The sequence below is a fragment of the Salinicoccus kekensis genome (assembly GCF_900220995.1).
Classification (GTDB): Bacteria; Bacillota; Bacilli; order Staphylococcales; family Salinicoccaceae; genus Lacicoccus; species Lacicoccus kekensis.
In genome coordinates this window covers 723,832-738,401 of sequence record NZ_OBQF01000001.1, presented here as the reverse complement: position 1 = coordinate 738,401, position 14,570 = coordinate 723,832, and the positions used below count along the sequence as shown (strand labels likewise).

The following is a 14,570-nucleotide window of genomic DNA, read 5'->3' as shown; positions in this document are numbered from 1 at the left end:
AAGTATAATTAATCTGTAAATTTCATTAATTAAATTCCAAGGACAAGACACTTTCGCGTTTTTTCAAAGAGAGCACTTCATCTGCTGAAAGATGTGCATTAAACCGACTGTTGTTACTACCTTTTGATTTGCCGGTTAATACCCGGCCGGTACGGACCGTTATATCCCGGCTTGAGATGATGGGCATGCGCCTGTCATGAATCAGGGTGGTACCACGGTTATTCCGTCCCTCTAATTTATTAGAGGGGCGTTTTTTTATATTATGGGAGGATGAGTAGGATGACAGAAGCGATTAAAATCAAATTTCCTGACGGCAATGTAAAGGAATACGACTTCGGCGTGACGCCGGAAGAGGTGGCGGCATCGATCAGCCCCGGGCTGAAGAAAGCGGCGGTTGCCGCTAAAGTGGACGGGGAAATGTACGACCTCCGCCGGCCGATCGAAGCGAGCAGTGATATCGAGTTGTTCACGAATAAGAATGAAGAAGGCCTTGAAGTGCTGAGGCACTCGACGGCCCACCTGATGGCCCAGGCATTGAAGCGGCTCTACGGTGATGTGAAGTTCGGGGTCGGCCCGGTCATCGAGGAAGGGTTCTACTACGACTTCGATATGGAGGAGAGCATATCCACAGAGGATTTCCCGAAGATCGAAAAAGAGATGCAGCGCATCGTGGATGAAAATGTCGAGATCGAGCGACGTATACTCTCGCGTGATGAAGCGAAGGAACTCTTCAAAGACGATCCTTACAAGCAGGAACTGATCGAGGCGATCCCTGAAGATGAAAACGTCTCTGTCTACTCACAGGGTGAGTTCACCGATTTATGCCGCGGGGTGCATGTCCCGACGACATCGAAGATCAAGTCCTTCAAGCTGCTGTCCACTGCAGGTGCATACTGGCGCGGCGATTCGGACAACAAGATGCTCCAGAGGATCTACGGCACTGCATTCTTCAATAAGAAGGATTTGAATGCGCACCTCCAACTGCTCGAAGAGCGGAAAGAGCGGGACCACCGCAAGATCGGCCGCGAGATGAAACTGTTCCAGAACAGCCAGGAAGTGGGGGCGGGACTGCCGCTTTGGCTGCCGAACGGTGCGACGATCCGCCGCGAGATCGAAAGGTACATCGTCGATAAGGAGATTGCGCTCGGCTACGATCATGTGTACACTCCAATCATGGCGAATGTCGACCTGTACAAGACGAGCGGCCACTGGGACCACTACCATGAAGACATGTTCCCGCCGATGGATATGGACGGCGAAGAACTCGTGCTCCGCCCAATGAACTGCCCGCATCATATGATGATCTACAAGAATGAGAAGCATTCCTACAGGGAGCTGCCGATCCGTATCGCGGAACTCGGCATGATGCACCGCTATGAAGCAAGCGGGGCGGTCAGCGGCCTGCAGCGTGTGCGCGGCATGGTGCTGAACGATGCCCACGTGTTCGTGAGACCCGACCAGATCAAGGAGGAGTTCATCCGCGTCGTCCAGCTGATCATCGAAGTGTACAAGGATTTCGGCATCGAAGACTATTCCTTCCGTCTGAGCTACCGCGACCCGGAAGACACCGAGAAATATTTCGATGATGATGAAATGTGGCAGAAGGCGGAAGCGATGCTGAAGGAAGCCGTCGATGAGATGGAGCTTGAGTACGTCGAGGCGGAAGGTGAAGCGGCATTCTACGGTCCGAAGCTCGATGTGCAGGTGCAGACGGCACTCGGCAAGGAAGAGACACTGTCGACCGTGCAGCTCGACTTCCTGCTGCCTGAGAAATTCGACTTGACGTACACCGGCAGTGACGGGGAAGCGCACCGCCCGGTCGTCATCCACCGCGGCGTCGTCTCCACGATGGAACGCTTCGTTGCATTCCTGACTGAAGAATATAAGGGTGCTTTCCCATTATGGCTTGCACCGCAGCAGGTGGAGATCATTCCGGTCAACCTCGACCTTCACTATGACTACGCAAGAGCCATCCATGACGAGATGAAATCACACGGCATCCGCGTCCATATCGATGACCGCAATGAAAAGCTCGGCTACAAGATCCGGGATGCGCAGATGCGCAAAGTCCCTTATCAGGTCGTCATCGGTGATAGGGAAATTGCGGAGCAGGAAGTGAACGTCCGTAAATACGGCGAAGAGAAGCAGAACACTTTCGAGAAGGAAGAATTCATCTGGCACGTTGTAGATGAAATCAGGCTCAAAAAAAGTTTGACAAAATAAGATACAACCTGTATAGTAGTAAGAGTTGATAAGAACGGACAAGAAGAAGCACCCGCTTCTCACCCGCAAACGCTTGATGGCAGTGACCGGGTTTCAAAAATACAACACACATATGTGATAAGAAGTATGTGGGAGAATGTATTGATGGTGATCGGCGGGCGCATGTATATGCACCCGCCGTTTTTTGTTCGTCTTAAATATTTTGGAGGTGTCAAAGATAGCAAAAGACCAGACAATAATTAATGATCGTATTCGCGCCAAAGAGGTTCGATTAATTGCACAAGACGGTGAACAGCTCGGTGTCAAACCGACTAAAGAAGCTATGGAAATGGCAGAACGTGTGGAATTGGATTTAGTCTTGGTTGCACCAAAAGCCAAGCCGCCTGTCGCCCGTATCATGGATTACGGCAAGTACAAGTACGAGCAGCAGAAAAAAGACAAAGAAGCACGCAAGAAGCAGAAGACAATCAACGTAAAGGAAATCAGGCTGTCCCCGACAATCGAGGAGCATGATTTCAATACGAAATTGAAAAATGCGAAGAAGTTTATTGCCAAAGAAGATAAAGTGAAAGTTTCCATACGTTTCCGTGGCCGTGCAATCACCCACAAAGATATCGGTCGGAAAGTATTGGAACGTTTTGCTGAGGAACTCAAAGATGTTGCGACAGTCGAGCAGAGACCTAAGATGGAAGGCCGTTCCATGTTCCTGGTTGTTGCACCCATCACAGAAACTAAATAACCATTAAATTCGGAGGTCAGAAAAATGCCAAAAATGAAAACACACAGAGGTTACGCAAAGCGCGTTAAGAAAACCGGTACAGGTAAATTCAAACGTGGCAGAGCATTCACAAGCCACTTATTCGCAAACAAGACGACAAAACAGAAGCGTCATTTAAGAAAGGCGACACTTGTTGCCAAATCAGATTCTAAAAGACTGAAACACCTGCTGGCACGCGCCAAATAATACACATTTTCAAGGAGGAATAAGCGATGACACGTGTAAAGAACGGATTGACGTCACGTAAGAGACGTAAAAAAGTATTAAAACAGGCTAAAGGGTACGTCGGTTCCAAGAGTACTCTCTTCAGAACAGCAAAACAACAGGTAATCAAATCAGGTCAGTACGCATACCGTGACCGTAAAAATAAAAAGCGTGAATTCAGGAAGCTCTGGATCACACGTATCAATGCAGCAGCACGTCAAAACGACATCAGCTACAGCCGTCTGATGAACGGATTGAAAGTTGCAGGCATCGATGTGAACAGAAAAATGCTTTCAGAAATCGCGATTTCTGACGAAGCGGCATTTGCTGAACTTGCAAACAAAGCAAAAGACGCTCTTGCTAAATAATTAATATAATATATAGGTATTGGAACCCCGCTGAACAGATGCAGCGGGGTTTTTCTTATGGATTTTTTGGGGGTGGCCGATTTGGACTCTGTTTTTTAGCCGTGCAAATCGGACCGGGCGGGTTTAGCCGATTTGCGTGTCCCGATTTGGAGGGCGAGATCGGATTTCCAGTCTGAATCCGATTTGAAGGTGTTTATTTGTATCGGGAAATCGGTATTCATGACTATATCCGATTTCATCCTTAATTTTGTCCTATGCAGATCGGATTGGGAGAGCTTATCCGATTTGAGCGGCTTGATTTAGGGAGTGAGCTCGGATTTTTAATCTGAATCCGATTTGAAAGCCAATTTTCACCGGCCCAAATCGAAACCGCAGCCACCCTTAATTCATCCCACCTCCCACTATGGTATAGCCAAAAGCTATATCAGGCTATGAATAAATACTGTTATTCTATATCTCATATACATGATAATATTTATCCAATACATAAATTGGAGTGGTGGTCATGACAAAGGTGAATACTAAAAACATATATCGTGCCGATCAGGTGGGGAGCCTCCTCAGGCCTGAAAGGATCAAGAATGCAAGACGCAAACTTGAAGCGGGGGAAATCACGACAGATACGCTCAGACAGATTGAAAACGAAGAAATAAAGAGAGTCGTCGAGAAGCAGAAGGAAGCGGGACTCGGTGCCGTCACTGACGGTGAATTCCGCCGTGCATGGTGGCACTTCGATTTCCTTGAAAATTTGACGGGTGTTGAAGGTTACTGGAGCGGCGACGGCATCCAGTTCCAGGGAAAGCAGACGAAGTCGCGTGCCATCAAAGTCACCGGTAAACTCGGATTTGATGATCATCCATTCCTGGAGGACTTCAAATTCCTGAACGAGCAGGCAGGGGAGCACACGGCAAAAGTGACGATACCGAGCCCCAGCATGCTGCATTTCCGAGGTGAAGTGGACCCGACGGCCTACCCGGATGAGGCAGTATTCTTCGAAGACCTTGCTTCAGCATATAAGACGGCAATCGAAAAATTTTATGAGGCAGGCTGCAGATACCTGCAGCTGGATGATACGGCCTGGGCCTACCTCTGTTCCGATGAGCAGAAAGAAAAACTGAGGGAAAAAGGCCTCGACCCGGAATACCTCGTCGAAAAATATCTCGAGACGATCAACAATGCAGTAGCGGACCGTCCGGATGACATGACGATCACTATGCACATATGCCGCGGAAACTTCCGTTCCACATGGATTTCATCAGGCGGCTATGAACCGGTGGCTGCAGAAATTTTTGGGAAGCTCAATATCGACGGTTTCTTCCTCGAGTATGATACGGAGCGTGCCGGCGGATTTGAACCGCTGCGCCACGTCAACCGGGATGACCTGACGATCGTCCTCGGGCTCGTCACTTCCAAGCACGGTGAACTGGAAGACAAGGAAGAAGTGAAGAAGCGCATCGAAGAGGCGTCTAAATATGTACCGCTCGATCAGCTGGCGCTCAGTCCGCAGTGCGGCTTCGCCTCGACAGAGGAAGGCAACCTGCTGACGGAGGACGAACAATGGGAAAAAATCAGACATGTTGTCCAGATTGCAGAGGAAGTATGGTCTTAAACAGCCGATGAATTTTTATATCAGGAGGGGTTAGTGTGCGGAAAGTGCAAGTGGAAGAGGCGATCGATAAAAGCCGCTTCAATAAGTTTCATCTGCTCGTTTTTCTATGGTGTTTCTTTGCCATCGCTTTTGACGGATTCGATATCGCATTATATGGAATAGGGCTGCCGCACATGATGGAGGACTTCGGTTTATCCGCTGCCGAAGGCGGCGCCATCGGGAGCTATGCTCTGATCGGCATGATGCTCGGCACTTTCGTGCTCGGTTCCTTCTCTGATGTCATCGGCAGGAAACGCATACTGATCATCTGCCTTGTACTCATTAGTGTATTCAATGCACTCGCAGGTCTTGCGACAAGTGCAGCGATGTTCCTTACATTCCGTTTCATCGGTTCCATCGGGATGGGCGGCCTCATGCCGGTGGTGATCTCATTCATGAGTGAATACTCACCGAAGAAGAACAGGGCACTGACTGTGGCAATGATGTACACCGGCTACTCGATCGGCGCGATCATCGCCTCGGTCACTGCAATCTACTTCATTGAAAGTCTGGGCTGGCGGTTCATGTATTTATTGAGTGCACTGCCGCTGCTCGCATTGCCGTTCCTGATCAAGCAATTCCCGGAATCGATTTCCTACCACCTGCCGAGAGGGCATAAGGAAAAGGTCGCCGAGATCCTGAACAGGGCGAACCCTGGAGGCAACTACAACCCGACGGATGAGTTCGTGTATACAGCTGCCAAAAAAGATGCGAAGGGACTGCCGATCGGGCAGTTGTTCACGGGCAACCGTGCAATCACGACCATCGCATTCTGGGTGATGGTATTCAGCTGTCTGATGATGATCTACGGCCTGAACACATGGCTGCCGACGATGATGCAGGAATCCGGCTTCAATGTCGCCTCCAGCATGTCGTTCATCATGATACTTGCGGTCGGGCAGATCATCGGGTCCCTCACCGGCGGCTATATGGTCGACCGGATCGGCCATAAGAATGTGCTCCTCACGATGTACCTGCTCGGCGCGGTGTGCTTCGTCGCCTTGAGCATCACGCAGCAGCCCCTGCTCATCTATGTGCTGATCGCAATCGGCGGAGCATGTACGGGCGGTACTCAAAATCTGGTGAACCCGTATATCAGTGCGTTCTACCCGTCGGATATCAGGGGGACCGGCCTCAGCATGGCCGTCGGCATCGGCAGACTCGGCTCCATCACCGCACCGGTGTTGATCGGTCTGGTGCTGATGACGAACCTGGAGCCGCAGACCGCATTCATGGCATTCGCCATACCAAGCCTTCTCGGCGGCACTGCATTATTGTTCGTCCGTGAAAGAAGCGGTAAGACGGTGCAGACTGCAGCCCCTGTTGCAGGCGAGACATAAAATAAAGACAATCATCAAATATAAATAAACTTGGAATATTTTGAACTCAATCTAACGTTGTATATTACCTGCTTACTATAACAAATGTTTAAAATGTAAAAAAAAGGTAATAGTCCTATAATTGATATAAAGGGGAGTCGTTATGAAAAGTTCAAACTATCTAATTATATTTATTTTAGGTATTATTGTCGCTGTCATTCTGATATACCTGTTCGGTAACCCATTCGCATGATTTTCCGGAGCAGCCTGAAGGCTGCTCTTTTTTTATTCTTCATGGCTGTACAATCAAATGGAACAGAAAGTCCATAAAATTCAGCGTATTTTAATAATGCTCTGATATAATACATTATAAATATTATATTGGGAGCTATTGCATGAGAAAATCTTTAAACGTTGTTTTAATGGGCATCATTTTATTTGTGTTGTCTGCCTGTGCTGATGATTCAGCCGAACCTTCGGAAGATATACATAATACCCGTCATGAAGATACAACAGCGGAGACGGACATCGAGGAATATGACGAAGAGGATCTCGAGGCGGCGGCGGATGTTGTTGTGGAGGAATATGACGGGGCGCCCGCGGATACATATGACGTCGTCTACACTTTGGATGAAGTTCTGGCACTCACTTTTGACGGCATACAGTCAAAAGAGGAGATGACCCGGGTGTTGGATGCCCTCGACGAGCATCAGCTCACCGCCACATTCTTTGCGTCTGTTGAACAGCTCGAGATGTATCCTGAAGGGGTTGCGGAAACGATCGACCGCGGCCATGAAATCGGGAATAACGGATTATACGGCATAGCGCTTGATGTACTGAACTACGGGGAAATCCACCATAGGATAAAATGGACGAATGAGGCCATTGAAGCGTTCACCGGCGAGTCTCCGGAATTCATTCATGCTCCAAATGATGAAGATGAACGCGTCAAAAAAATTGCTGCACAGCTGGATATGCGCAGTGTCATCAGTCCGGTGAGGACACTTTCATCTTCGGAGGATGAAGCGAAAATGGCCAGGGATGCAGGAAAAGCGATTGCGCGCGGCGGTGTGCTGTCCATGGATCCGGAGGATGAAGAGCTGATTCCTTATCTCACTGAAGCAGCCGAAGCGGTCGATTTTGAATTTGTGTCATTGGATGAACTGCTGGAAATGGATGAAGGACGGAAAGATTTCGAAGATATTGAAGGTGCGGATGCGATCCAGGTCAACTCCGACATCTGGAGTGTACCTCCGGTGCTCCATCACAGTCAGCCGACTGAAGAGAGGGAAGTGGCGCTCACTTTCGACGATTGGGCGAGTGAAGCGACCGTGCTTGAAGTACTAGATATCCTCGATGCATATGACATCAAATCGACCTTCTACTTGAAGACGCTTGAGATAGAGAAGAACCCGAATCTTGCGAGGGTCCTGGTCGAGCGCGGACATGAAGTGGCGAACCATACCCATTCCCATCCGGATGCGACGACCATCACCCCGGAAGCGCTGCAGGAAGACGTGTACGAGGCACACCGTATCATCACCGAAGCCATCCAGGAGCCGCCGGCACTTTATTTCAGGCCGCCGTTCGGCAGGATTGATGAGCAGAATGCCCATGCGATCGCGGCGATGGGGTATGAAGCGATCGGTATGTATGATCTCTCGTCCTATGATTGGAATGAGGAGTATACTGAAGCGGACGTCGTCAACCGTGTGATGACGAACGTCCAGCCCGGCAGCGTGATCGTCATGCATATTCTGGATGACATCCATACCCCTGCGGTGTTGGATGATGTCATCGAGGCATTACAGGCGGACGGATATGAATTTGTGCTGACTTCCGATTGGCTGGATGAATAAAATCAGGAGGCTGGATTATTCCGGCCTCTTTATTTTGCCCGGATCAAGGTCTTGCATTCGGCACCTTTCTTTTATACCATACTTTGTGAGTATGAAATATGCCATCAATTATGGAAGGGTGACTATGAATGAATAAAAAGCTATCATTATTATTGCTGCCGGTGCTTCTGCTGCTTGCAGCCTGCACGGATGACGGGGATGTGGATCCGGAAGCAGAAGAGGGGACGGAGGGTGAAGCAACAGGCGGAGATTTCGTCGTCTCCTACGGCAGTGATCTGACATCCCTTGATCCGCACGCGACAAGTGACCTGCCATCCGACCAGGTCAACACGAACATTTATGAGACGCTGCTGACACAGGATGAGGAGATGGAGATCGAGCCGCTCCTTGCCGAGGACTGGGATCAGACGGATGACAACACATGGGTCTTCAACCTGCGTGAAGATGTGACGTTCCATGACGGGAGTGGATTCAATGCAGAAGTGGTCAAGACGAATTTCGACCGTCTGCTGGATCCTGCGACCGCATCAGCGAGGATGAACTTGTTTGAAATGATAGAGGAGGTCGCGGTCGTTGATGAGTATACGGTCGAAATCACCACTGAGTATCCGTTTGCACCGCTCCTCAACCATCTGACAAGCGATGGTGCGAGCATGATCAGCAGGGAGGTCATCGATGAAGACTACCAGTCGGCCCTTGATTCAGCAGGTCTGGATATGACTGCTGAAGACTATTATGAATTGAGGGAATCTGGCGGCGATGATTATGAAGATGTAGTGGACGACATCTCCGGTGAAGTGGGGAGCGTGGTGGAACAACAGCCCGTCGGCACGAACTATGCCCGATTCGAAGAACGCAATCCCGGTGAAAGCACCACATTATCGAGGTTCGACGACTACTGGGGCGGGCCGATGAATCTGGATACGGTGACCTACAGGGTCGTCTCTGAGACCGGTTCAAGGATCGCCGAGCTTGAAACGGGAGACTCCCATATGATCGGCGGATTCGAACCGAACCATCTTCAGCGCATTGAAGACAACGCGGAAACCGAGCCTTATACACATTATAATATCGCTACGGAATTCATCGGATTCAATACGCAGAAAGAACCCCTTGATGACAAGAGGGTGAGGCAGGCGATTTCGCATGTCGTGGATAAAGAAGAAATCATTGATGGCATATACAGCGGCACAGGCAGGATACCTGCAGGGCCGATCCAGCCCGAACTGCTCGGGCATGACGAGGACCTGGAGGGACTTGAACACGATGTGGAGCGTGCGCAGGAATTGATGGCGGAAGCGGGATATGAAGACGGCTTTGAGATCAGCATCATCACCAATGATGCGCCGGAGCGTGTCGATGTCGCGATCTACCTGCAGGAAGCTCTGCAGGAGATCAATGTGGATGCGACCGTCGACCAGCTTGAATGGGGCGCCTACCTTGAAGAGACCGGCACGGGAGATCATGATATCTTCATCCTCGGCTGGCCGAATCCGACGGGGGACCCGGACCAGTCCGTATGGCCGCTGTTCCATTCATCAATGGAAGGCAGCCAGGGGAACCGCACCTTCACCGATGATGAAAGAGTCGACGAACTGCTTGAAGCGGGAAGGACGACGACTGATGAGGCAGAACGCGTGGAGATCTACCATGAGCTGCAGGAAATCCTGGTCGACGAAGCACCGATGGTCTATATGAGGCAGGCGCTCAGCATGAACGCCCAACGCAGTGACGTGGAAGGATTGTACATCAACAATTATAATAAACCGGATTTCCGTAATGTGACTTTAAGCGAATAAAACAAAACCACCAATGAAATGAGGTGTTGCCTCCCAGGTTTACAGAGGAAATAAAAATTCTGTAGACTTAGGAGGTTTTTTGATGGTCAGACACAGAAGGTTTGAGGAGAAACTGGAGATTGTGGAATATTAGATGAAGCATGGTGGTCATCAGGGGACGCCCGAACGATTTGGTGTGCATGGTAGCATGCTCACTGAATGGACTTATTGTACCAGGAGAAAGACTGATTTATATATGAGCCAGACAGTATTCAGGGGCATTTTGTCATCTGTTATCTTACGCTCGTGCTGCAGCATCTATTGTAATATCGATTATGGGAGCAGGATGTCCCTTATCGAAATACTTGATGCATTGGGACTAGTCGGATATCGCAGTGTGTGGGAAAAAAGATAAAAGAAGCAACGCATATATATAACAAAAACATTAGGAACAGGCGACAAAAGCGATAATGCTTCTGTTTGATATCTACTTTCATATATGAAAACAGAAAGCTGAATGTAATTTATATGATATATTGGAATTATAAGTTAATTTGAATATATTAATGTATTATATTGAAAGTGCTTGAGAAATTTGTTGTTACCTTGCTCAGTGTATTGTCTTTAGGGATTGTGGTGAATGAAGAGAGACACGAGCAAGTAAAATTAGTGGGAACAGTACTCCTCCATTAGAAATGAATTACAAAGAACAAGTTGATGCTTGTAGTGGTCCCATTAATTATAATTTATGGTTATCAATGTCTAACTCAATCGGATCAGTGTGGACTGTAACTGTTTTTATTAAATTAGAATATAGGGCACATCTACCATACTGGTGTTTTTGAACCAGTTAGCGAGAATGGACTACATTTAAAGCGTTCGGCCCACCTTATGTATCAAATGAATTGATCGATCAATTCTATAATTAATTAAAATAGAAAACGGACTTTATACGGTTCTATTCTTTGTGAGGTTATTATGCATACATTTAAAATTATCCTAAAAAGTATTCTCAAATCTAAAATGTCATTACTTATACCAGGAATCCTTATACTCATTACTACGATTATATTATTCATAAATATGTTTGAGTCTGGTCAAACAAAGGAAGCGTTACTCGCTCAACAAGAAGAAAGAATGGTGCCTTTGGATTTTGTCATCAGCCAATTTTATGCAAAAGAATCAGATGTGGGATTGACTGAAATGGATGAAGAGGTGCGGACCAATTTGGAAACGCAATTCGATCTTGTCAGTTCAATGTATAGAAAGCTGGAAGAAAATAATATGGACATTTCTAGTGAGATAATCCGTTATGTGAATGAATACGAAACATATGACCGGTATGAGGGATATATACAAATCGAATCAATGGATCAATTGGCAGTTCAAAAAGAGAAGGCCGAAATAATAAATGCTCATGGAATTGAGTATATTGAAGAAGAAATGCCTTACAACAGCAGTTTATTTGCTTTACAAATCATGAATCTTTTTTTGAATCCGATTACATTGTTATTTCTATTACTGATTGTCAACTTCAAATTTACCTCAGACCAAAGAAATAAAATTTTTGAATGGATGCAACTCAATTCGGTGTCAAAGAAAAATATCAGCTTTTCGTTCTTAGGAGCGTTCGTCCTAACAACTATTATGTATGCGCTTATAATAATGGTTGTATCATTATTGCCTATGATCATAACCGGAAATTTTCAAACCATTCATTACCCGGTGGAATTATTTACAAATGATGGTACGTCATTCATTGCAGCTTGGAAATTACTTTTGTATATTCCAATAGGCTGGATGGTATTTGCTATAATGATACTTTATATCAACGTTATTTTTATAAAAATCACTCAGTCTGCATCATTCGCTTTCATTTTGTCTGTTCTCATTATGGGCAGCCTTTATATTGTGAACTATAATTTTGGTCTTCAAATTTGGAACCCGATACATCTCCTCATAAATTATGAGATAGATTTGTTTGTTCAATATGCTTTTGTGGATTTTCTAATCATTATATTAATTTTAACAGCAATCATTCAAATACTTGGCTTTTTCCTATTAAAATTGAATTTTTCATTTCAGATTAAATACAATAATAATTTTCGTCAGTCTTTGTACAAACCAAGCAGACATTTCAAGTTATTATCATTTGAAGCTTTAAGAAAAAAGAGAAACCACACCTTATCGTTGAGTGTTGCGATTGTATCTATTCTTGCTCTTGCTTACTATTTTAATATTGACCAGGAATACCATGAAATACCTGAAATCTATCACGAAGCGTTAACAGATTATAGGGATGAGCTGATTCGTAATGGTGCAGCCCAGGAAACATTACTACTTGAATCTGAATTATCACTCGAGAATGCAAAGAATTCTGGAGCCGAGGATAGTACAATTGAAGAAATAGAAGACGCCACTAATTTATATTCTCAAATGGTGGATGATACAGCATACTATATTGATGAAATCAATGCGTTGTTAGAAAATATTGGCTCTGCTGATTTTAATGAAGAATATCGAGCTCTATTCGAAACGATAAGAGAAGATTATGGAGGATATGAAATAGCAGATGAAACTGGCCCGAGTGTCAGCGATCTTTCAACAGATGAAATGAACGAGTATTTTGAAGAAAATCAGATCGAGCCCCGGCCAATCGGAGATACTCAAATTTCAAATTTCGGCAATCCAAACAAAAATACGGAATTTTTTGCATCAGCAGATTCGGATTTGCATATAGCTTTCTATGAAAATAATAGAGATATCAGTAATGATACCATGTTTACTGTTCAGAAATTCTTTCAACATCATATACCATTATTACTAACTATTTTATTTGTATTAATAATCTGGTCTTCATTTTCCGATGTATATAAACCGAACGGTGTTTATGATTTCATATTCACGAAACCATTTACAGAGCGTATGGTGCTATTCAGCAAGTGGTGCTTTAACCTTTTATCCACTTATATACTGTTATTAATCGGCGCAATTATTTTGATTGCTATTAGTGCGGCTCTTGGAGGGATTGGAAGCCTAAATTACCCGATAGTCATTTATGAACATGAATCATTATACGCAACATCGACTGAATACAGCACATACGCACCGTTGGATGAAGTATTTTACCGTCTGGACACCATCAGTACTGTTCTGATGGAAGCCTCCGTTATTTTATTTTTAGTGGTTTTCTTCACTGCTTCTCTGCATGCAGTCATCGGGAGGTTTTCAAAACATCATTATGTTACATCTTTAGTCACATTAGCAGTAATAGCAATAGGGTACGCTTCAACATTGTTCTATACAGAAGCAAGTTGGATGTGGCTTAATCCATTTATATATTTTGATGTCTGGGATGTTGCTGATGGATGGCAATCAATTGTCGTCAATGATCCGAGAGTAAACTTTGCTAATGGTGCAATCATTCTAACTATACTCAGCGTGGTGTTACTGATAATAGGGTTGATTTCAAATAGAAAGCGGGCGATGTAGATGGCATTACTGACAGTAGAGGGATTAAACAAATTTTATGGTAAAAATCATGTATTAAAGTCAATTACATTTGATATCCATCCCGGAGATTTAATTGGCTTGGTGGGACCTAATGGTTCAGGTAAATCAACACTAATGCGTTCGGTGCTCAACCTGGAGCCGATTAAAGAAGGAACAATTCGCTTATTAGGAGAAATCAAAAAAGAAGATACAAAATTTTTTAAGTATCTGACTTTCTTACCTAGTGAAAATCACCTATACGATCATCTGACAGGCAGAGATCATATGGCTTTTATTGCAAATGTTCATAGTTTGGATAGAAATTGTATCAATAAAGTAATTGATAAGGTGGGAATTGGAGGTTATGTCGATCAAACAGTAAAATCATATTCATATGGAATGCGCCAACGCTTGTTGATTGCATTGAGTATTCTGCCAGAGCCGAAGCTCATATTTATGGATGAACCATTTAATGGACTCGATCCAACTAGTGTAATTGAATTGAAACAACTCGTACGTGAGTTGAATCAGGAGGGCATCACTTTGATGATTTCCACCCACAACCTTAATATTTTACAAGACTTGACAAATGATATCTGGTTTATTAAGGATGGCGCGTTGAACAAAAGCTACCAAAAAGAAAGTCTTGTATATTTGATAGAAATTGATGAATCAGATGTAGAATATGTAAAAACAGAAATAGCAGGGAGTAATATTGATATTAATGAAGATAAAAATACGTTGATTATAAAAGATAAGAGTCAATTGAATAATTATCTTCAAGTGCTGATACGTAAGAATATTAATATAAAATCAGTCAACGAAAATAGAACTTCTTTGGAACAGACCTATAAAGAGATATATGAAATCTCTTAATATTGTAGGGAATTGATGATTGCAC

Annotated in this window: 10 protein-coding genes; all 10 read left to right on the top strand. The window is 45.2% G+C overall.

All coding sequences use genetic code 11. From position 1 onward, the window contains the following. The first annotated feature begins 279 nt into the window (after nt 1–279). The 10 genes from thrS (at nt 280) to CRN96_RS03630 (ending at nt 14,545) form a co-directional block, all read left to right on the top strand. A complete protein-coding gene (gene thrS / locus CRN96_RS03675; RefSeq protein WP_097039254.1) occupies nt 280–2,223 on the top strand; it encodes a threonine--tRNA ligase in 1,944 nt (647 codons plus the stop codon). Nucleotides 2,224–2,431: 208 nt separating this feature from the next. Next, the gene (infC, locus tag CRN96_RS03670) at nt 2,432–2,962 is read left to right on the top strand and encodes a translation initiation factor IF-3 (RefSeq protein ID WP_097039695.1); all 531 of its coding nucleotides are present in this window, start codon (nt 2,432–2,434) and stop codon (nt 2,960–2,962) included. A 24-nt stretch (nt 2,963–2,986) separates the two neighbouring features. Then, a complete protein-coding gene (gene rpmI / locus CRN96_RS03665; protein ID WP_097039252.1) occupies nt 2,987–3,187 on the top strand; it encodes a 50S ribosomal protein L35 in 201 nt (66 codons plus the stop codon). A 26-nt stretch (nt 3,188–3,213) separates the two neighbouring features. Continuing rightward, on the top strand, nt 3,214–3,573 hold the full coding sequence (gene rplT / locus CRN96_RS03660; protein ID WP_097039250.1) for a 50S ribosomal protein L20: 360 nt from the start codon (nt 3,214–3,216) through the stop codon (nt 3,571–3,573). Nucleotides 3,574–4,078: 505 nt separating this feature from the next. Then, a complete protein-coding gene (locus CRN96_RS03655) occupies nt 4,079–5,182 on the top strand; it encodes a 5-methyltetrahydropteroyltriglutamate--homocysteine S-methyltransferase (protein ID WP_097039247.1) in 1,104 nt (367 codons plus the stop codon). 35 nt (nt 5,183–5,217) lie between these two features. Beyond that, nucleotides 5,218–6,561, top strand: a complete 1,344-nt coding sequence (locus CRN96_RS03650; protein WP_097039245.1) for an MFS transporter — start codon at nt 5,218–5,220, stop codon at nt 6,559–6,561. A gap of 374 nt (nt 6,562–6,935) precedes the next feature. Further along, nucleotides 6,936–8,399, top strand: a complete 1,464-nt coding sequence (locus CRN96_RS03645) for a polysaccharide deacetylase family protein (protein WP_097039243.1) — start codon at nt 6,936–6,938, stop codon at nt 8,397–8,399. Between the two features lie 128 nt (nt 8,400–8,527). Next, nucleotides 8,528–10,198, top strand: coding sequence for a glutathione ABC transporter substrate-binding protein (locus CRN96_RS03640; RefSeq protein WP_097039242.1), 1,671 nt, complete (start codon nt 8,528–8,530; stop codon nt 10,196–10,198). Nucleotides 10,199–11,260: 1,062 nt separating this feature from the next. Continuing rightward, nucleotides 11,261–13,669: a hypothetical protein gene (locus CRN96_RS03635; protein ID WP_143544277.1), complete on the top strand. Its 2,409-nt coding sequence runs from the start codon at nt 11,261–11,263 to the stop codon at nt 13,667–13,669. Then, nucleotides 13,670–14,545 carry an ABC transporter ATP-binding protein gene (locus tag CRN96_RS03630; RefSeq protein WP_097039237.1) on the top strand — a complete coding sequence of 292 codons (876 nt, stop codon included), beginning with the start codon at nt 13,670–13,672 and terminating at the stop codon, nt 14,543–14,545. The last annotated feature ends 25 nt before the right edge of the window (nt 14,546–14,570 follow it).

What these genes read in the sequence shown, in the direction of transcription:
- CRN96_RS03655 (WP_097039247.1), top strand. Translation starts at nt 4,079, where the DNA reads ATGACAAAGGTGAATACTAAAAACATATATCGTGCCGATCAGGTGGGG.
- CRN96_RS03630 (WP_097039237.1), top strand. Translation starts at nt 13,670, where the DNA reads ATGGCATTACTGACAGTAGAGGGATTAAACAAATTTTATGGTAAAAAT.
- CRN96_RS03645 (WP_097039243.1), top strand. Translation starts at nt 6,936, where the DNA reads ATGAGAAAATCTTTAAACGTTGTTTTAATGGGCATCATTTTATTTGTG.
- CRN96_RS03635 (WP_143544277.1), top strand. Translation starts at nt 11,261, where the DNA reads ATGTTTGAGTCTGGTCAAACAAAGGAAGCGTTACTCGCTCAACAAGAA.
- thrS (WP_097039254.1), top strand. Translation starts at nt 280, where the DNA reads ATGACAGAAGCGATTAAAATCAAATTTCCTGACGGCAATGTAAAGGAA.
- rplT (WP_097039250.1), top strand. Translation starts at nt 3,214, where the DNA reads ATGACACGTGTAAAGAACGGATTGACGTCACGTAAGAGACGTAAAAAA.
- CRN96_RS03640 (WP_097039242.1), top strand. Translation starts at nt 8,528, where the DNA reads ATGAATAAAAAGCTATCATTATTATTGCTGCCGGTGCTTCTGCTGCTT.
- rpmI (WP_097039252.1), top strand. Translation starts at nt 2,987, where the DNA reads ATGCCAAAAATGAAAACACACAGAGGTTACGCAAAGCGCGTTAAGAAA.